Origin of the sequence: Aeromicrobium sp. NPDC092404 (assembly GCF_040684095.1) — a bacterium.
Classification (GTDB): domain Bacteria; phylum Actinomycetota; class Actinomycetes; order Propionibacteriales; family Nocardioidaceae; genus Aeromicrobium.
The window spans coordinates 223,055-239,394 of the sequence record NZ_JBFBFI010000001.1; the positions used below are offsets into that span (position 1 = coordinate 223,055).

The window sequence follows — 16,340 nt, forward strand, 5'->3', positions numbered from 1 at the left end:
GCCGCCGTTCACCCGGACGTCGCCGACATGTCGACTCGGGTCGACAGGATCCAGGCCATGCCAGACAGCCCCCTGCCCTCCCGCCTCTCCCTGCTCGTACGCTCGATCGCCCGACCGGCCCTCGCGGGAGCGGTCGCCGGAGCGCTCGCGGCCGTCGTCGTGCCGTCGACCGGCGCCAGTGCCGACACGGACCAGACCTTCCATCGGGTCGCCACCTATCCGGTCTACAAGAACCTGCCGAAGGACGTCCCGGCGAGCTCCGAGACGGTCGCGGAGATCTCCGACGTGTCGAAGGACGGCAAGACGCTGATCTACACCGACGCGGCCGGCAAGCGGATCGGGTTCCTCGACATCTCAGACCCCTCGTCACCGGTCGGCGACGGCAGTCTCTCGCTCGCACAGCTCGGCGACGCCGATGACCAGCCGACGTCCGTCGCCGTTGTCGGCAAGTACGTCCTCGTGGTCGTCGACACGAGCACGAGCTTCGCCGATCCCTCGGGTCGTTTGGACATCGTGAGGCTCTCGGACTCCAAGCGCATACGGAGCATCCCCCTCGACGGCCAGCCCGACTCGATCGACATCAGCGCCGACGAGCAGTTCGCCGCGATCGCCATCGAGAACCAGCGCGACGAGGACGCCACGCCTCCCGGCAGGTCCAAGGGCGACCTGCCGCAGCTGCCGGCAGGGTTCGTGCAGGTCATCGATCTCGGGGGTGCACCGGCCGACTGGCAGCCGCACAGGATCGATCTGGTCAACGGTGACGGCACGGCCTTGCCGTCGTTCGTCGACGCAGGAATCGTGGAGCCGACCGACCCCGAGCCGGAGTACGTCTCGATCAATCGCCACAACAAGCTCGCGCTCACGCTGCAGGAGAACAACGGGATCGTCGTCATCGACCTCGCGACGCGGGCGATCGACAAGGTCTTCACCGCCGGCAGTGTCTCCGGCGCCGGCTTCGACACCAAGAAGGATGGCAAGGTCTCGCTGACGGACTCCTTGACGAACGTCGTCCGCGAGCCGGACTCGATCGCGTGGGTCGACGACACCCACGTGGCAACCGCCAACGAGGGTGACTGGAAGGGTGGCTCACGAGGGTGGACGATCTTCGACGCCACGGATGGTTCCGTCGACTGGGACGCCGGCAACACGTTCGAACGGCTCGCGGTGAAGCACGGCTACTACAACGACGACCGCGCGGCCAAGAAGGGGACCGAGCCCGAGGGGCTCTCGATCTCGACGATCAACGGGGTGACGTACGCGTTCGTGGGCTCCGAGCGAAGCAACTTCATCGCCGTCTACGACCTGAGTGACCCGACCTCGCCGGTGTTCAAGCAGATCCTCCCGGCCACGAACGGCCCCGAGGGGATCTTGCCGATCCCCGGACGTGACCTGCTCGCGGTCTCCAGCGAGACCGACGACGCCTCGGTCAACGTGCGAGCGAGCGTCAGCTTCTACGAGCTCGGTGACGGGGCCGGCACGTTTCCCTCGATCGAGTCCGACGAGGTCGCCGGGGCGCCGATCGGCTGGAGCGCCCTGGGCGCGTTGACGGCCGCTCCGAAGGATCCGGGCACGCTGTTCGCAGCAGCCGACACGGTGCTGAAGCCGGCGCAGATCTTCACCGTCGACGTCTCACGGAGGCCGGCGCACATCACCGCGGCCATGACGGTGAGCGAGGGCGGCGTGCCGTCGAACCTCGACATCGAGGGATTGTACGCCCGTCCGGAGGGTGGCTTCTGGCTCGCCTCGGAAGGAGCAACCGGCGCGGCCAACAAGATCTATCGGACCGACGACGCCGGCGCGATCCAGCAGACCGTGACCCTGCCGACCTCGGTCACCGATCACATCAAGAACTGGGGTCTCGAGGGCGTGACCGCCACGACGGACGCCGATGGCGAGCACGTGTGGACCGTCGTCCAGCGCCAGCTGTGGGCCGACGTGTCGGACCAGACCGAGGGCCTCGACGGCGACAACATCGCTCGCATCGGCCGCTACGACGTCAAGGACGGGTCCTGGCACTGGTACGGCTATGAGCTCAACAGCCCCAAGAAGGACGGGGGCGACTGGGTGGGCCTGTCGGAGATCACGGCCGTCGACGACGACACGTTCGCGGTGATCGAGCGGGACAAGCTCAACGGCCCGAACGCCCGCAACAAGCGGATCTACACGGTCGACATCCCCGCCACGGACCCGGTCGGCGACGAGGTGCCGGTCCTGGAGAAGTCGCTGGCGATCGACGTCCTCCCCGAGCTCCGCGCCACGCACGGGTGGACGCAGGAGAAGCTGGAGGGCTTCACGATCGCTGCTGACGGTGCGCTCTACGGCGTGACGGACAACGACGGCCTCAAGGACTCGACGGGCGAGACGGTCTTCCTCCGCCTGGGCCAGGCCACCGACGCGTTCAGCGACGCGCTGAAGAGCACGACGACTCTGGAGCTGTCCAGCTCGTCGATCAAGTACGGGCAGAAGACGACGGCCGCGATCTCCGTGACCGGCGGTGCCGGGGTCGAGCCGTCAGGGGACGTCGTCGTCAAGGACGGTCCGTCCACCGTGGCCAAGGGTGTGATCGTGAACGGCGCAGCGACCCTCACGCTGAGCGGCCTGAAGCCGGGCACGCGGCACCTGACGGCGGAGTTCGCCGGCGATGCCCGCACGACGAGCAGTGCGAGCGCTCCCGTCACGCTGACCGTGGCGAAGGGCGCCACGGCGACCAAGCTGTCGGTCAACGACCACTCGGTGCGCAAGGGCCGGACCGTGACGGCGACCGTGCGCGTCACCGGCACGGGGTTCACCCCGGCCGGCTCGGTGCAGGTCCGCGACGGCTCGAAGGTCATCAAGACCATCAGGCTCAGCGGCGGCAAGGGAAGTGCCAAGGTCACCCTGCGGTGGACGGGCCGTCGTCACCTGAGGGCGTACTACCTCGGCAGCTCGCTGGCTGCCGTCTCGCACACTCCGTCGGTCACCGTCAGGGTCAGCTGAGGGTGACGCCCGCCTCGGCCCACTCGCGGTGGACCAAGGGCAGGTTGTCGGGCGTCACCGCGGCCGTGAGTCCCTCGAGGACTCGTACCGAGAAGCCCTCCTGTGCGGCGTCGAGCGCTGTCGCGCGTACGCAGTGGTCGGTCGCGATGCCGCACACATCCACAGCCTCGACGCCGGCCGATCGCAGCCAGTCGGCGAGGCCCACGCCGTCGGCGGACGCCCCTTCGAAGCCGGAGTAGGCCGCGGCGTACTCGCCCTTGTAGAAGATCTCGTCGAACAGCGTCGGCTCGAGCGGCGCGTGGAGCTCCTCGCCACGCGTCCCGACGACGCAGTGCCGCGGCCAGGAGTCGACGTAGTCCGGGGTGTCCGAGAAGTGTGGGCCCGGGTCGATGTGGTGGTCGCGGGTCGCGACGACCGTGTCGTACGTCCTGGTGGCGAGCAGGTCGGCGATGTCGCCGGCGACCTTGGCGCCTCCTGCCACGGCGAGGGAGCCGCCCTCGCAGAAGTCGTTCTGCACGTCGACGACGATGAGTGCTCGGGTCATGCCTTCTCCTTCTCGTAGACGGTCTCGATGGCCGGCTCTCCGCGCATGAGCTGCATGGCCGTGACCGGCAGCTCGGCGAGCGAGCTGCGAAGACGTACGCGTGCGGCGTCGAGGGTCTCGTGGTGCACGCGTACGCCGTGTCGCACGAGCTCGACCAGCAGGGCTCGGTCGTCGCCGTCGTCGACCGGTGCCAGGTCGATGCCGATGACCTCCGCCTGGGCCGTGCCGTCGGCGGAGCGCCTGCGCAGCGCTGACTTTCGGCCGCCGACCGAGATCTTGTCGGTGCTCTTCTTGGCGACCGGCACCATCGTGCCGTCCTCGCCCGCTCGTGACACGAGCTTGTAGACGAAGCCGCTGGTAGGCGCGCCCGAGCCGGTCACGAGCGCCGTGCCGACGCCGTAGCCGTCGACGGGGGCGGCAGCGAGGGCGGCGATGGCGTACTCGTCGAGGTCGCTCGTGACGGTGATCCGGGTCGACGTGGCGCCGAGGCCGTCGAGCTGGGCGCGCACCTCGCGCGCGAGCGCGACCAGGTCACCGGAGTCCAGACGTACGCCGCCCAGCTCGGCCCCGGCGACGTCGACGGCGGTGCGGATGGCCTCGGGGATGTCGTAGGTGTCGACCAGGAGCGTCGTGCCCGGGCCGAGGGCCCGGACCTGCGCCTCGAACGCCTCGCGCTCGGTGTCGTGGAGCAGCGTGAACGAGTGCGCGCTCGTGCCCGTCGTGGGGATCCCGTACGTACGTCCGGCCTCGAGGTTCGACGTCGCCGCGAACCCGGCGATATATGCGGCGCGGGCGGCCGCGACCGCCGACGCCTCGTGGGTGCGCCGCGAACCCATCTCGATGCAGGGGCGGTCGCCAGCAGCCGAGATCATGCGTGCCGCGGCCGACGCGATGGCCGAGTCGTGGTTGAGGATCGACAGGAACACCGTCTCGAGGATCACGCACTCGGCGAACGTCCCCTCCACGACCAGGACGGGTGACTGCGGGAAGTAGAGCTCGCCGTCGGGATAGCCCCAGAGCGTCCCGGTGAACCGGTAGTCGGCGAGCCACTGGATCGTGTCGGCGTCGACGACGTCCGCCTCGCGGAGCCAGTCGAGCTCGGCCTGGGCGAAGCGGAAGTCCTCGAGGGCGTCGAGCAGCCGGCCGATCCCGGCGACCACGCCGTAGCGGCGCCCCTGGGGCAGTCGGCGGGCGAACAGCTCGAAGACGGAACGGCGATGGGCCGTGCCGTCCCTCAGTGTCGCCTGGAGCATCGTGAGCTCGTACCGGTCGGTCAGCAGGGCGGTGCTGGCATTGGCGTTCACGGTATCCAGCCTAGGACTCATCGGCCCGGCGGCTCGGTTTCGCTCGCCCAGGCGCCTGGGACACAATGGACGGCATGACCACGCCGACGCCCGTCGAGATCGCGGAGCCCGACGTCGACGAGATCGTCGAGCTCGAGGACCCGTGGGTCACCATCGTCTGGAACGACCCGGTCAACCTCATGTCGTACGTCGCCTACGTCTTTCGCAACTACTTCGGCTACACCGAGGAGAAGGCCCACCAGCTCATGCTCGCGGTGCACCACGAGGGCAAGGCCGTGGTGTCGAGCGGCAGTCGAGAGCAGATGGAGCGCCACGTGCAGGCCATGCACGAGTACGGTCTGTGGGCGACGCTGGAGCGGCAGGACGCCTGAATGCTGATGCCATCGACGGCCGGGGGCCAGGAGCTGTGAAACCGTTCAAGAAGCGCCGCCGCGGCGGCATCACCGCGACCTTCGAGGCCGGTGAGGCGCACCTCCTGGCGAGCCTGTCCGGCCAGGTCGTCGAGCTGTTGCGTGACCGCAACGGTGCCGACGAGTCGACGGCCGACCCGCTCGCGACCCAGCTCGGCATGGGCGGGCCCTCGCTGCCGCCCGAGGACCCGGTGCTGCGCCGGTTGCTGCCCGACGCCTACCGCGACGACGCGGAGGACTCCGGTGAGTTCCGGCGCTTCACCGAGCGATCGCTGACGTCGGCCAAGGTGGCGAACGCCGAGGCCCTGATCGGCTCGCTCGTCGACGGCGGGCTCGCCTTCGGGGTCCCGGCGGACGCTGACCAGCAGCCCATCGAGGTCGAGCTCGACCCGGCGCAGGTGCAGGCCTGGCTCCGTGCCCTGACCGACGTACGCCTGTCACTGGCCGTGCGGCTCGGCATCGAGGACGACGACGACATCATGCTGATCGCTCAGTCGGAGGACGAGGCGATCGCCGCGATGTCGGAGATCTACGACTGGCTCGGCTACGTGCAGGAGACGCTCATCGCCGCGCTGGACTGAGCGTCCTCACGCGGTCTCGTCGAGCTCCTCGAGGGCGCCGGCCACGACGAACGCCACGACCTGCCGCACGACGGCGTCGTCGGCCAGGATGCGCTGGTGGCCCAGGCCCTCGGTCGTGGTGAGCCGAGCGCCGGCCCAGTGCTCGACGAGCTGCACCGCCGAGGCGTACCTCGCCAGGCGGTCGGTGCGGTCGTGGACCACGAGCAGCGGCGGCTTGTCGATCTCGTCCGCGATCCGTACGAGGTTGACCTCCTCGACCGCCAGGCCCACCCGTCGGAGCGCCCGCTGCTCCAGGCGGGCGCGGGTGCGGGGCCCGAAGCCGAGGCCCGCCTGCAGGGTCGGGAGATGGTCGCTGATGCGGACCATCGGGGCGATCAGCACGAGGCGGTCCGTGCCGAGCCAGCCGTGCTGGAGCGTCAGGCCGGTCGCGAGGCCGCCCATCGAGTGCGCGATGACGGCGTGGGCCGGTCCGTGGACCGCCGCGACGGCGTCGATCGCGTGGCCCATCTCGACCGCGTGGCTCTGGCCGACGACCTCGCCCGCGTCCGAGGTGCCGTGGCTCGGAGCGTCATGGGTGACGACGGTGAATCCCGAGGCGACCAACGGCGGCACCAGGCGGCCGAGCTGTGTCTCGTTGCCACCCCAGCCGTGCACGAGGTAGACCACGGGACCCGAGCCCCAACGGTGGCCGCGGATCGTACGGCCTTGCGAGCGGACCTCGAACGGCGTGTGACCCGGCGGCAGCTCAGTGACCCGGGAGGGCGGCAGCGCGAACCACCAGCGGTCGGCCCAGCGGGCTCCGAGCGACGGCGCAACGTGCTCGAGAACGCGAAAGGCGCCGCGCAATAGGTGCTGAGAAGGCCGAACGTTCGTGCTTTTTTGTGCCGAGTCAAGTGCCATGGGAGTTCCTTCGGGATTCAGGCCGGCTGGCCGGCGTGGGTGATGAGTGACTCGAAGGCGCGATGCACGCGATCGAGGGCGTGGGGGTCCCGCAACAGGCGCGACGCGTGCTGGTGGGCGAGGGTCAGCGCGTGCATCTCGTACGCGAACTGGTCGGGATCCACGTCGGGACGGAACTCACCCTCGCTGACGGCCGTGCCGACGACGGTGGCGATCATCTCGAGCCAGTCCCGCTCGTCGCGCACCAGGGCGTCGCGCACCGGGCCGGGTCGGTCGTCGAGCTCCGAGCTCGCCGCGACGAACAGGCAGCCGCTGTCCTCGGCGGACTCCGACCACGTCACCCAGGAGTCGAACAGCACCCGGAGCCGGGCCACGCCGCGCGGGGCCCGCAGCGCGGGTCGGACGACCTCGTCGACGAAGCGCTCCCGCGTGTGGCGCAGGATCTCGATCTGCAGCGCCTCCTTGGAGGCGAAGTGGGCATAGAGCCCGCTCTTGGACATCCCGGTGTGGGTGGCGAGCTGTCCGATCGTCATGCCGGTCAGCCCGACCTTCGCGGCCACCGCGGTCGCCTCGGTCAGGATCGCGCGTCGCGTCTCGTCACCCTTGGACATGGACCATTTATAGCACGGTCGTTCTTTTCATGTCGAGCGCTTCGCCGCGACCGGCCGCCGGACCACGACCTCCTCGGCGGTGTCTCAGCGGTTGGCCGCCGCCGAGGGGCTCGCGTGCCGGCCGATAAACTCGGCTGGTGCTGACCATCGACCGAGCCACGCATGACGCGATCATCGCGCACGCGCGACGCGACCACCCCGACGAGGCCTGCGGCGTCGTCGCCGGGCCGATCGGCTCGGACGTGCCGGCCCGGTTCATCCCGATGCTCAACGCGGCGATGTCCCCGACGTTCTACGAGTTCGACTCCGGCGACCTGCTCAGGCTCTACCGCGAGATGGACGACCGTGACGAGGAGCCCGTCGTCGTCTACCACTCCCACACCTCCACCGAGGCCTATCCGTCGCGCACCGACATCAACCTGGCCGGCGAGCCGGGCGCGCACTACGTGCTCGTCTCGACTCGCGACGGTGCCGACCAGGCCGGCCCCGTGGAGTTCCGGTCCTACCGCATCGTCGACGGCGAGGTCACGGAGGAAGAAGTTCGCGTCGTCGACCGTTATGAAGACGTAGCAGCAACCCAACAGAAGGCAGAGCACTGATGGCCATCGAGGTCCGCATCCCCACGATCCTGCGCCCCTACACCGGCGGCGAACGCGCCGTCGAAGGCAGCGGAACAACGGTCGCCGAGCTGATCGACAAGCTCGAGGGCGACCACCCCGGCATCCGGGAGCGCCTGCTCGAGAACGGCGAGGCCCGTCGGTTCGTCAACATCTACGTGAACGACGAGGACATTCGCTTCACGGGCAGCCTCGACACCGCGGTCGCCGACGGCGACACCGTGGTGATCCTGCCGGCCGTGGCCGGCGGCGCCGCCTGAGATGCGGTTCGACTCGCTGATCGACTCCGTCGGCGGCACCCCGCTCGTCGGCCTCCCCAACCTCTCACCGGCGCCGGACGTGCGGCTGTGGGCCAAGCTGGAGGACCAGAACCCGACCGGCTCGATCAAGGACCGCGCGGCGCTGAGCATGATCGTGCGGGCTGAGCAGGACGGCCGCCTCGCCCCCGGTGCGACGATCCTCGAGCCGACGAGCGGCAACACCGGCATCTCGCTGGCCATGGTCGCCAGCCAACGCGGCTACCGGCTGATCTGCGTCATGCCGGAGAACACCTCGATCGAGCGGACGCAGCTGCTGACGATGTGGGGTGCCGAGATCATTCCGTCCCCGGCCGCGGGCGGTTCCAACGAGGCCGTGCGAGTCGCCAAAGGTCTCGCCGCAGAGCACCCCGACTGGGTCATGCTCTACCAGTACGGCAACCCGGCCAACGCCGACGCGCACTACGAGGGCACGGCCCCGGAGCTCCTCGCCGACCTGCCGGAGATCACGCACTTCGTCGGCGGGCTCGGCACGACCGGCACCCTCATGGGTGTGGGCCGGTTCTTCCGCGAGCACCGTCCCTCCGTGCGGATCGTGGCGGCCGAGCCGAGGTACGGCGAGCTGGTCTACGGGCTGCGCAACCTCGACGAGGGCTTCGTGCCCGAGCTCTACGACGCGACGCTCATCGACTCGCGCTTCAGCGTCGGGCCCCGGGACGCCGTGCGCCGCGTGCGCGAGCTCATCGAGCGCGAGGGCATCTTCGCGGGCATCTCGACCGGCGCGATCCTGCACGCCGCGCTGGCGCAGGCCGCCAAGTGCGTCAAGGCCGGCGAGACCGCGGACATCGTCTTCATCGTGTGTGACGGCGGCTGGAAGTACCTCTCCACCGGTGCCTACGAGGGCACGCTCGATGAGGCCGAGGACAAGCTCGACGGCCAGCTCTGGGCCTGACCCCACGCCGTACGAATGGCCGCACGGCGCTTTGGGTACAGGGATGATCCCGACCCGAAGGAGCCCTCATGGCCCGCGCAACGACCGCCCACCAGCTGCACGACCTCGGCCTCGCCGCCTGGTTCGGCGGAACGCTCGCCAACGCCGTCGCCCTCAACAAGGCAGCCGCGCACAGCGGTGACGCCGCCAGCACGGGCGCCGTCGCCAACGAGGGCTGGGACCGCTGGACACCGGTCAACGCCGCAGCGATCGGCGCCCACCTGATCGGCAGCGTCGGCCTCCTGAAGCACGACCTCGGCCGCATGTCGGTGCAGAAGGGCGTCGGCTCGATGGCGCTGGCCAAGACCGCCGTGACGATCGGTGCCCTCGGCGTGACGGCCTACAGCCGCGTGCTGGGTCGCAAGGTCTCCCAGCACCACGCCGTACCGGCCGCGGACGGCACGACGCCGACCGCCAGCACGCCGCCGGACGTCGCCGCGGCCCAGAAGAAGCTCAAGCAGCTGCAGTGGGCCGTCCCGGCGCTGACCGGTGCGATCGTCGCCATCGCGTCGTACGCGAGCGAGCAGTACCGCCCCGAAGAGGTCCACCGCGGGATGCTGCAGCGCGTCCTGCCCTGACCCACGCGATGTGTGACGGTCTGCACGCCGGCAGCGCCGGGGACACGTGCAGACCGTCACAAATCCTGGAGGCCGTACCGCGACGGGGCGCCGTCGGTTAGCCTCGTGCCGTGAGCCAGATCGTGGTGTTCTCCGGAAGCGCCCATCGACCCCTCGCCGAGAAGATCTGCTCCGAGCTCGGCCAGCCGCTCTCGGCGTCCGACACGGTCCGGTTCAGCAACGACTGCCTCCAGGTGCAGCTGCTCGCCAACTGCCGCAAGAAGGACGTCTTCATCATCCAGCCGCTGGTCCCGCCGACGCAGGACCACCTGATGGAGCTGCTGCTCATGATCGACGCTGCCCGCGGCGCCAGCGCGGACTCGGTCACCGCCGTCATCCCGCACTACGCGTACGCCCGCTCCGACAAGAAGGACGCCTCCCGCATCTCGATCGGCGGCCGGCTCGTGGCCGACATGCTGACGACGGCCGGCGCCGACCGGGTCGTCACGATGACGCTCCACGCGCCGCAGGTGCACGGGTTCTTCAGCGTGCCGGTGGACCACCTCACCGCGATCGGCGAGCTCGCCGACTACTACCGCAACCGCGACCTCGCCGACACCGTCGTGGTCTCGCCCGACCTCGGCAACGCCAAGACCGCATCGCTGTTCGCCCGCCTGCTCGGCGTGCCGGTCGCGGCCGGCAGCAAGCAGCGGCAGGCCGACGACAAGGTCGTGATCGACGCGATCGTCGGTGACGTGGCCGGCAAGACCGCGATCGTCCTGGACGACGAGATCGCGACCGGCGGATCGATCATCGAGCTGATGAACAAGCTCGAGGAGGAAGGCTGCACCGAGGCGTCGGTGGCCTGCACGCACGGCCTCTTCACCGGCAAGGCCGTCGAGCGTCTGCGCAACCACCCCTCGATCACGGAGGTCGTGACGACCGACACCGTGCCGCCGCCGGCTGACTGGCCGGAGCTGCAGGTACGGTCGATCGCCGGCCTGTTCGCCGAGGCGATCGCCCGCATCCACGCGGGGGAGTCGGTCTCGTCGCTGTTCGACGGGGTCGACCCGGCGCACGCTCCGCCGCAGCCCAAGCTCCCGCTCTAGTCCCGCCGAGCGGGGCGAGGAGACTCACGTGTGATCTGCGGCCTGTTCACTTTGCCGTAACACTCCACCCCCGTAACCTCTTCGGTTGTGAGCACCTCACCGATCGGCATCTTCGACTCCGGCTTCGGCGGCCTGACGGTCGCCCGCGCCGTGCTCGACCAGCTGCCGCACGAGCCGGTGCTCTACCTGGGCGACACGGCCCGTCAGCCCTACGGTCCCAAGACGATCTCCGAGGTCCGCGAGTACGCCCTGGAGTGCCTCGACCACCTCGTCGCGCAGGGTGTCAAGGCGCTCGTCATCGCGTGCAACTCCGCGAGCGCCGCGGTGCTGCGGGACGCCCGGGAGCGCTACGACGTGCCCGTCGTCGAGGTCATCGTGCCGGCGACCCGGCGGGCGGTCAGCGCGACGCGCAACGGGTCGATCGGCGTGATCTGCACCGAGGCGACGGCCACCTCGAAGGCGTACGACGACGCGTTCGCCGCCAACCCCGGCGTCACGCTGCACACCCAGACCTGCCCCCGCTTCGTCGACCTCGTCGAGGCCGGTGTGACGAGCGGTCCCGAGCTGCTGGCCGTCGCCGAGGACTACCTGCGTCCCCTGATCGAGCTCCAGGTCGACACGCTTGTGCTCGGCTGCACGCACTACCCGCTGCTCACGGGTGTCCTCTCGTACGTCATGGGCGACGGCGTCACGCTCGTGTCGAGCGCCGAGGAGACCGCCAAGGACGTCTACGCGCTGCTGGTGCGCGAGGGCCTCGAACGGGACCTCGACCTCCCCGCCCCCGAGCACGGTTTCCTCACGACCGGCCGGCCCGAGGAGTTCGCGGTGCTCGCGCGCCGGTTCCTCGGCCCCGAGGTCGAGTCGGCCCGCCAGTTCTCCTGGGTCGGTGCCGGCGCATGAAGCTCACCGTCATCGGCTGCGCCGGCTCGTTCCCGGGCCCGGACTCCCCGGCCAGCTGCTATCTCGTCGAGGCGCCGTTCGAGGGGCGTACCTACCGGCTGCTGCTCGACCTCGGCTCGGGGGCCCTGGGCCACCTGCAGCGGTTCTGCGACCTGCGCGACGTCGATGCCGTCGCGCTCTCGCACCTGCACGCCGACCACTGCTTCGACCTGTCGGGTCTTTACGTCGTGAGCAAGTACCACCCGGCCGGCGCGCTCGACCGCATCCCGGTCCTGGCCCCGGCCGGCACCGGAGACTTTCTCGCGAGGGCCTACGGCATCGTCGAGCCGGTCGGCATGACCGAGCAGTTCGACTTCCGGGCTTGGGAGGACGGTGGCACGGTCGAGCTCGGGCCGTTCAGCGTCACCTCGGTCCTGGTCGACCACCCCGTGCCGGCGTACGCGATCCGGGTGGCCACCGAGGCGCACTCGCTCGTCTACTCCGGCGACACCGGGCCGACCGACGTGCTCGTCGACCTCGCCGGCGGGGCCGACCTGTTCCTGTGCGAGGCCTCCTTCCTCGAGTCCGCGAGCAACCCGCCCAACCTGCACCTCACCGGAGCGGAGGCGGGCGACTACGCGACCCGGGCCGGCGTGGGTCGCCTGCTGGTGACCCACATCCCGGCGTGGACCGATCGCTCCGAGGTCGAGGCCGACATGAAGACCACCTGGGACGGCCCCTACGAGCTCGTGACCGCCGGCTTCACCTGTCAGCTCGGCTAGATAGGCTCGCGGCATGACCCGCGACGATGGCCGCAGTGCCGACCAGCTCCGACCCGTGACCATCACCCGCAACTGGCTCGACCACGCGCAGGGCTCGTGCCTCATCGAGTTCGGGAAGACCAAGGTGCTGTGCGCCGCGAGTGCCGGCGAGGGTGTGCCGCGCTGGCGCAAGGGCTCGGGGCTCGGCTGGGTCACGGCCGAGTACGCGATGCTGCCGCAGGCCACGCACGACCGGTCGCCCCGCGAGTCGGTCAAGGGCCGCGTCGGCGGGCGTACGCACGAGATCTCCCGCCTCGTCGGGCGCTCGCTGCGCGCCGCGATCGACTACCAGGCGCTCGGCGAGAACACCATCACGATCGACTGCGACGTGCTGCAGGCCGACGGCGGGACGCGCACGGCCGCGATCACGGGGGCCTACGTCGCCCTCGTCGACGCCGTCGAGCACCTCCGCGCCAAGGGCGCCTTGAGCGGAGAGCCTCTGGTCGAGTCGATCTCGGCGATCAGCGTCGGCATCATCGACGGCGTCCCGCTGCTCGACCTGCCCTACGTCGAGGACGTGCGCGCCGAGACCGACATGAATGTCGTGATGACCGGTGGCGGCAAGTTCATCGAGGTGCAGGGCACGGCCGAGGGTGCACCGTTCGACAAGGCGGAGCTCGACGCACTGCTCGAGCTCGCCGCCAAGGGCTGTGCCGACCTGACCGCGCTGCAGAACGAGGCCCTCGCCCGATGACCCGCGTGGTGCTGGCCTCCAACAACGCCAAGAAGCTCGCAGAGCTGCGCCGCATCCTCGAACCGCTCGTCCCCGGCGTCGAGGTGCTGGGACTCGCCGACGTCGCGGCCTACGACGAGCCGGCCGAGACCGAGCCGACGTTCGAGGGCAACGCGCTGATCAAGGCGCGGGCGTGCCTCGCTGCGACCGGGCTGCCGTCCCTCGCCGACGACTCCGGGCTCTGTGTCGACGCGCTCAACGGCATGCCGGGCGTCCTCTCGGCGCGCTGGTCGGGCGTGGCCAAGGACGCCGGGGGAGATGCCGCCAACAACGCGCTGCTGCTCAGCCAGCTGTCCGACGTGCCGGACGACCGGCGCACGGCACAGTTCAGGTGCGCCGTGGCGTTGTGCACGCCCGACGGCTCCGAGGTGATCGAGCTGGGCGAGATGGCCGGCCGGATCCTCCGGGGCGAGCAGGGCGAGGGCGGCTTCGGCTACGACCCCTTGTTCGCCGCCGAGGGCTACGACGTCTCGACCGCCGAGCTCCCGCCCGGCGAGAAGGACCGCATCAGCCACCGCGGCAAGGCCCTCACCGCGATCGCGCCTGCCGTGGTGGCGGCGCTGACCTAGGACGTCGCGTCGAGCGCGGCGATGACCCGTCGCGCGATCGCCAGGCTGCCGCGACGGTTGGGGTGCACTCCGTCGACCACCCGGTCAGCGGTCAGGGCGCCCCGCGTGCTGATGAACTCGATGCCGTGCGCCTCGGCCTGCTCCTGGATGATGGCCGTGACGCGGACCCGGTTGGCCTGGTCCAGCGGCCCCCAGGGCGGGCCGAGGACGATGATGCGGGTCGACCGCGGCAGGAACGTCTGCAGCGTGTCGAGGTATCGGTCGACCGCATGCGTGATGGCCTCGTCGGAGGCCGGGACGAAGCGGCCGCCCTCACAGGCTGCCCAGTCGTTGCGACCACCCTCGATGATCACGAGCGACGGGGTCTTGCCGGCATAGGCGTCGGGCCGGTCGATGAACGTGTTGCCCGAGCAGGCGTGACCGGGCCGCAGGTAGCCCGAACCGGACTGGGCGAAGCGCGTGACCTCGGCGTCGAAGTGGCGACCGACGATGCTCCACCAGCCCTGCTCCTCGGCCCCCGGCTCGTCGTTGTAGCGAGCCGTGATCGAGTCACCCACCACGACGATCCCCTGGGGTGCGAGCGGCGAGACCGGCAGTCTCTCGTCGCCGGTCGCACCTTGCCAGGCGACGAACGGGGCGATCAGCAGCGCGGCCACGATCGCGAGGACGACAGGTCGCCGTGTCGTCATCCTCGGAATCGTCATGCGCGCGCTTTCTGTGCTGAGTGAGCGCCACTGTAGGTCGAAATTGTTGTCCGGCCCGACGAAATCGCAGAAGTCAATCCAAAAGTCACCAAACCTCATCCGAACGGTTCATGAAGACCTGGCTCGATGACTACTCCGGGATGGCGAATCCGTGCTGGCGCCAAGCCTCGAAGACGGCGACGGACGCGGTGTTGGCGAGGTTCATGGAGCGCCGTCCGGGCAGCATGGGCAGGCGTACGCGCGCCGTGACCCGCGGGTCGTCCTGCACGTGGGCCGGCAGCCCGGTCGGCTCCGCCCCGAACATGAGGACGTCACCCGGCTCATAGGCCACCTCGGTATAGACCCGGTCGCCTCCGGCCGTGAACGCGTACACGTGTGGCGCGTCGAGCGCCTCCAGCGCCGCGTCGAGATCGGCATGCACCGAGACCACTGCGAGATCGTGGTAGTCGAGCCCGGCGCGCCGGAGCTTGGACTCCTCGAGGTCGAAGCCCAGCGGCTCGACCAGGTGCAGCTCGGCACCCGTCACGGCGGCGAGGCGGATCGCCGCCCCGGTGTTGCCGGCGATGCGCGGCTCGTGGAAGAGGATCCGGAACATCTCAGGCACGTCCCTTCGGAGACCAGTCCAGCACGGCGTGGACCACGAGGCCTGCGACGATGGCCCACGCGGCCGAACCGATCCCGTACGCGCTGATCCCCGACGCCGCGACCAGGAAGGTCACGACGGCGGCCTCGCGGCCCTTGCGCCGGGACATGGCCCCCTCGAGGGAGTCCGCGAGCGTGCCCAGCAGGGCCAGGCCCGCAACGGTGGCGATGACCCCGGTCGGAGCCACCGCGACCAGGGCGGCGAGCGCGGCGGAGGCGGCGGCCAGGACGAGGTACGTCCATCCGGCCGACTGCGACGCGATCCACCGCCGGTCCTTATCGGGCCCGGCGTCCGGACCTGCGGCGAGGGCCGCGCTGATCGCGGCGAGGTTGACCGAGTGCGCGCCGGCCGTGGCGCCAGCGATCGTGGCAACCCCGGTCGTGACGATCGTGTCGCGCCACGGCACGTGGTAGCCGAGGGACTTCATGATCGCCACGCCCGGCACGTTCTGCGACGCCATCGTGACGATGTAGAGCGGGACCGCGATGCCGACGACGGCCTCCCAGCTGAGCGTCGGCGACGTCAACGAGAGCTCCGGCAGCAGGTTCGAGGAGGCGATGCCCTCGCCGCGGCGCACCATGTCGATGCCGATCACGACCCCCGCGGTCAGGAACGCGGCCGGCACGGCCCAACGAGGTGCCAGTCGTACGCCGACCAGCCACACGAGCACGATCGGCACGATGGCCCCGGGGTTGTCGACCAGGCTCCTCACCGGCTCGAGGCAGAGTCCGAGGACGACACCGGCGAGCATGGCCTGGGCCACCGGGGCCGGGATGCGGGCGATCAGCCGGCCGAGTGCCGGCCAGAACCCCGTGAGGACGTAGGCCAGCCCGGCGAGCATGAAGGCGCCGATCGCCGCCGACCACCCTCCGTCGACCGAGCTCATGCCCGCCAGCAGGGCGGCGCCGGGGGTGGACCAGGCGAGCACGATCGGGATGCGGTGCCGGCGGCTCAGCCAGATGACGCCGACTGCTTGGGTCACGCACAGGGCGATGAGGCCGGACGCGGCCTCGCGGCGGTCGGCGCCGACGGCGGTGAGGCCGGTCAGGACCACTGCGAACGAGCTGGTGTAGCCCACGACCATGGCGATGATGCCGGCGCTGATCGGCTGTTGGAGCTCCGAACGGGTCATCC

The 16,340-nt window shown here is 70.3% G+C and carries 19 protein-coding genes; 12 read left to right on the plus strand and 7 right to left on the minus strand.

Features of this window, described 5'->3' with window-relative positions; all coding sequences use genetic code 11:
* The first annotated feature begins 57 nt into the window (after nucleotides 1–57).
* Nucleotides 58–2,976: an esterase-like activity of phytase family protein gene (locus AB0N22_RS01190; protein WP_364634927.1), complete on the plus strand. Its 2,919-nt coding sequence runs from the start codon at nucleotides 58–60 to the stop codon at nucleotides 2,974–2,976.
* On the opposite strand, the gene AB0N22_RS01195 is transcribed toward AB0N22_RS01190, so the two are convergent.
* Together AB0N22_RS01195 and AB0N22_RS01200 are read right to left on the minus strand one after the other, a co-directional pair.
* Nucleotides 2,969–3,520, minus strand: a complete 552-nt coding sequence (locus AB0N22_RS01195) for a nicotinamidase (RefSeq protein ID WP_364634930.1) — start codon at nucleotides 3,518–3,520, stop codon at nucleotides 2,969–2,971. The genes AB0N22_RS01190 and AB0N22_RS01195 overlap by 8 nt on opposite strands.
* Nucleotides 3,517–4,845 carry a nicotinate phosphoribosyltransferase gene (locus AB0N22_RS01200; RefSeq protein ID WP_364634933.1) on the minus strand — a complete coding sequence of 443 codons (1,329 nt, stop codon included), beginning with the start codon at nucleotides 4,843–4,845 and terminating at the stop codon, nucleotides 3,517–3,519. The genes AB0N22_RS01195 and AB0N22_RS01200 overlap by 4 nt, the downstream gene beginning before the upstream one ends.
* Before the next feature lie 53 nt (nucleotides 4,846–4,898).
* Here AB0N22_RS01200 and clpS point away from each other — a divergent pair, with 53 nt between their 5' ends.
* Both clpS and AB0N22_RS01210 read left to right on the plus strand, forming a co-directional pair.
* Nucleotides 4,899–5,195, plus strand: a complete 297-nt coding sequence (clpS, locus tag AB0N22_RS01205; RefSeq protein ID WP_364634935.1) for an ATP-dependent Clp protease adapter ClpS — start codon at nucleotides 4,899–4,901, stop codon at nucleotides 5,193–5,195.
* 35 nt (nucleotides 5,196–5,230) lie between these two features.
* Entirely contained in the window at nucleotides 5,231–5,815 is a 585-nt protein-coding gene (locus tag AB0N22_RS01210; protein WP_364634938.1) for a DUF2017 domain-containing protein, read from the plus strand.
* Nucleotides 5,816–5,821: 6 nt separating this feature from the next.
* On the opposite strand, the gene AB0N22_RS01215 is transcribed toward AB0N22_RS01210, so the two are convergent.
* Both AB0N22_RS01215 and AB0N22_RS01220 read right to left on the minus strand, forming a co-directional pair.
* Nucleotides 5,822–6,715, minus strand: coding sequence for an alpha/beta fold hydrolase (locus AB0N22_RS01215; protein WP_364634941.1), 894 nt, complete (start codon nucleotides 6,713–6,715; stop codon nucleotides 5,822–5,824).
* 17 nt (nucleotides 6,716–6,732) lie between these two features.
* On the minus strand, nucleotides 6,733–7,326 hold the full coding sequence (locus AB0N22_RS01220; RefSeq protein ID WP_364634944.1) for a TetR/AcrR family transcriptional regulator: 594 nt from the start codon (nucleotides 7,324–7,326) through the stop codon (nucleotides 6,733–6,735).
* A 137-nt stretch (nucleotides 7,327–7,463) separates the two neighbouring features.
* Here AB0N22_RS01220 and AB0N22_RS01225 point away from each other — a divergent pair, with 137 nt between their 5' ends.
* The 9 genes from AB0N22_RS01225 to rdgB all read left to right on the plus strand — a co-directional run bounded on the left by AB0N22_RS01225 (nucleotide 7,464) and on the right by rdgB (nucleotide 13,859).
* Nucleotides 7,464–7,925 (plus strand): M67 family metallopeptidase, encoded by a 462-nt coding sequence (locus AB0N22_RS01225; RefSeq protein ID WP_364634947.1) that lies wholly within the window; start codon nucleotides 7,464–7,466, stop codon nucleotides 7,923–7,925.
* Nucleotides 7,925–8,203 carry a MoaD family protein gene (locus tag AB0N22_RS01230; RefSeq protein ID WP_364634949.1) on the plus strand — a complete coding sequence of 93 codons (279 nt, stop codon included), beginning with the start codon at nucleotides 7,925–7,927 and terminating at the stop codon, nucleotides 8,201–8,203. Before AB0N22_RS01225 ends, AB0N22_RS01230 begins: the two co-directional genes overlap by 1 nt.
* Before the next feature lies 1 nt (nucleotide 8,204).
* A complete protein-coding gene (locus AB0N22_RS01235) occupies nucleotides 8,205–9,152 on the plus strand; it encodes a cysteine synthase (RefSeq protein ID WP_364634951.1) in 948 nt (315 codons plus the stop codon).
* A gap of 68 nt (nucleotides 9,153–9,220) precedes the next feature.
* Nucleotides 9,221–9,769, plus strand: a complete 549-nt coding sequence (locus AB0N22_RS01240; protein ID WP_364634954.1) for a hypothetical protein — start codon at nucleotides 9,221–9,223, stop codon at nucleotides 9,767–9,769.
* A gap of 110 nt (nucleotides 9,770–9,879) precedes the next feature.
* Nucleotides 9,880–10,857 (plus strand): ribose-phosphate pyrophosphokinase, encoded by a 978-nt coding sequence (locus AB0N22_RS01245; RefSeq protein ID WP_364634957.1) that lies wholly within the window; start codon nucleotides 9,880–9,882, stop codon nucleotides 10,855–10,857.
* An 87-nt stretch (nucleotides 10,858–10,944) separates the two neighbouring features.
* Nucleotides 10,945–11,757: a glutamate racemase gene (gene murI, locus AB0N22_RS01250; protein ID WP_364634960.1), complete on the plus strand. Its 813-nt coding sequence runs from the start codon at nucleotides 10,945–10,947 to the stop codon at nucleotides 11,755–11,757.
* Nucleotides 11,754–12,518 (plus strand): MBL fold metallo-hydrolase, encoded by a 765-nt coding sequence (locus AB0N22_RS01255; protein ID WP_364634963.1) that lies wholly within the window; start codon nucleotides 11,754–11,756, stop codon nucleotides 12,516–12,518. Before murI ends, AB0N22_RS01255 begins: the two co-directional genes overlap by 4 nt.
* A 13-nt stretch (nucleotides 12,519–12,531) precedes the next feature.
* Nucleotides 12,532–13,251 (plus strand): ribonuclease PH, encoded by a 720-nt coding sequence (gene rph / locus AB0N22_RS01260; RefSeq protein ID WP_364634966.1) that lies wholly within the window; start codon nucleotides 12,532–12,534, stop codon nucleotides 13,249–13,251.
* Nucleotides 13,248–13,859, plus strand: coding sequence for an RdgB/HAM1 family non-canonical purine NTP pyrophosphatase (gene rdgB, locus AB0N22_RS01265; protein ID WP_364634969.1), 612 nt, complete (start codon nucleotides 13,248–13,250; stop codon nucleotides 13,857–13,859). Before rph ends, rdgB begins: the two co-directional genes overlap by 4 nt.
* Here the strand turns inward: rdgB and AB0N22_RS01270 are convergent.
* The 3 genes from AB0N22_RS01270 to AB0N22_RS01280 all read right to left on the minus strand — a co-directional run bounded on the left by AB0N22_RS01270 (nucleotide 13,856) and on the right by AB0N22_RS01280 (nucleotide 16,338).
* A complete protein-coding gene (locus AB0N22_RS01270; RefSeq protein ID WP_364634972.1) occupies nucleotides 13,856–14,548 on the minus strand; it encodes an SGNH/GDSL hydrolase family protein in 693 nt (230 codons plus the stop codon). The two genes, rdgB and AB0N22_RS01270, sit on opposite strands and share 4 nt — an antisense overlap.
* 145 nt (nucleotides 14,549–14,693) lie before the next feature.
* Nucleotides 14,694–15,158 carry a tRNA (cytidine(34)-2'-O)-methyltransferase gene (locus AB0N22_RS01275; RefSeq protein ID WP_364634975.1) on the minus strand — a complete coding sequence of 155 codons (465 nt, stop codon included), beginning with the start codon at nucleotides 15,156–15,158 and terminating at the stop codon, nucleotides 14,694–14,696.
* A gap of 1 nt (nucleotide 15,159) precedes the next feature.
* Nucleotides 15,160–16,338, minus strand: a complete 1,179-nt coding sequence (locus tag AB0N22_RS01280) for a benzoate/H(+) symporter BenE family transporter (protein WP_364634978.1) — start codon at nucleotides 16,336–16,338, stop codon at nucleotides 15,160–15,162.
* Nucleotides 16,339–16,340 lie beyond the last annotated feature (2 nt).

Coding starts and splice junctions, on each gene's coding strand:
- AB0N22_RS01190 (WP_364634927.1), top strand. CDS start 58: ATGCCAGACAGCCCCCTGCCCTCCCGCCTCTCCCTGCTCGTACGCTCG.
- AB0N22_RS01195 (WP_364634930.1), bottom strand. CDS start 3,520: ATGACCCGAGCACTCATCGTCGTCGACGTGCAGAACGACTTCTGCGAG.
- AB0N22_RS01200 (WP_364634933.1), bottom strand. CDS start 4,845: ATGAGTCCTAGGCTGGATACCGTGAACGCCAATGCCAGCACCGCCCTG.
- clpS (WP_364634935.1), top strand. CDS start 4,899: ATGACCACGCCGACGCCCGTCGAGATCGCGGAGCCCGACGTCGACGAG.
- AB0N22_RS01215 (WP_364634941.1), bottom strand. CDS start 6,715: ATGGCACTTGACTCGGCACAAAAAAGCACGAACGTTCGGCCTTCTCAG.
- AB0N22_RS01220 (WP_364634944.1), bottom strand. CDS start 7,326: ATGTCCAAGGGTGACGAGACGCGACGCGCGATCCTGACCGAGGCGACC.
- AB0N22_RS01230 (WP_364634949.1), top strand. CDS start 7,925: ATGGCCATCGAGGTCCGCATCCCCACGATCCTGCGCCCCTACACCGGC.
- AB0N22_RS01235 (WP_364634951.1), top strand. CDS start 8,205: ATGCGGTTCGACTCGCTGATCGACTCCGTCGGCGGCACCCCGCTCGTC.
- AB0N22_RS01240 (WP_364634954.1), top strand. CDS start 9,221: ATGGCCCGCGCAACGACCGCCCACCAGCTGCACGACCTCGGCCTCGCC.
- AB0N22_RS01255 (WP_364634963.1), top strand. CDS start 11,754: ATGAAGCTCACCGTCATCGGCTGCGCCGGCTCGTTCCCGGGCCCGGAC.
- rph (WP_364634966.1), top strand. CDS start 12,532: ATGACCCGCGACGATGGCCGCAGTGCCGACCAGCTCCGACCCGTGACC.
- rdgB (WP_364634969.1), top strand. CDS start 13,248: ATGACCCGCGTGGTGCTGGCCTCCAACAACGCCAAGAAGCTCGCAGAG.
- AB0N22_RS01270 (WP_364634972.1), bottom strand. CDS start 14,548: ATGACGACACGGCGACCTGTCGTCCTCGCGATCGTGGCCGCGCTGCTG.
- AB0N22_RS01275 (WP_364634975.1), bottom strand. CDS start 15,158: ATGTTCCGGATCCTCTTCCACGAGCCGCGCATCGCCGGCAACACCGGG.
- AB0N22_RS01280 (WP_364634978.1), bottom strand. CDS start 16,338: ATGACCCGTTCGGAGCTCCAACAGCCGATCAGCGCCGGCATCATCGCC.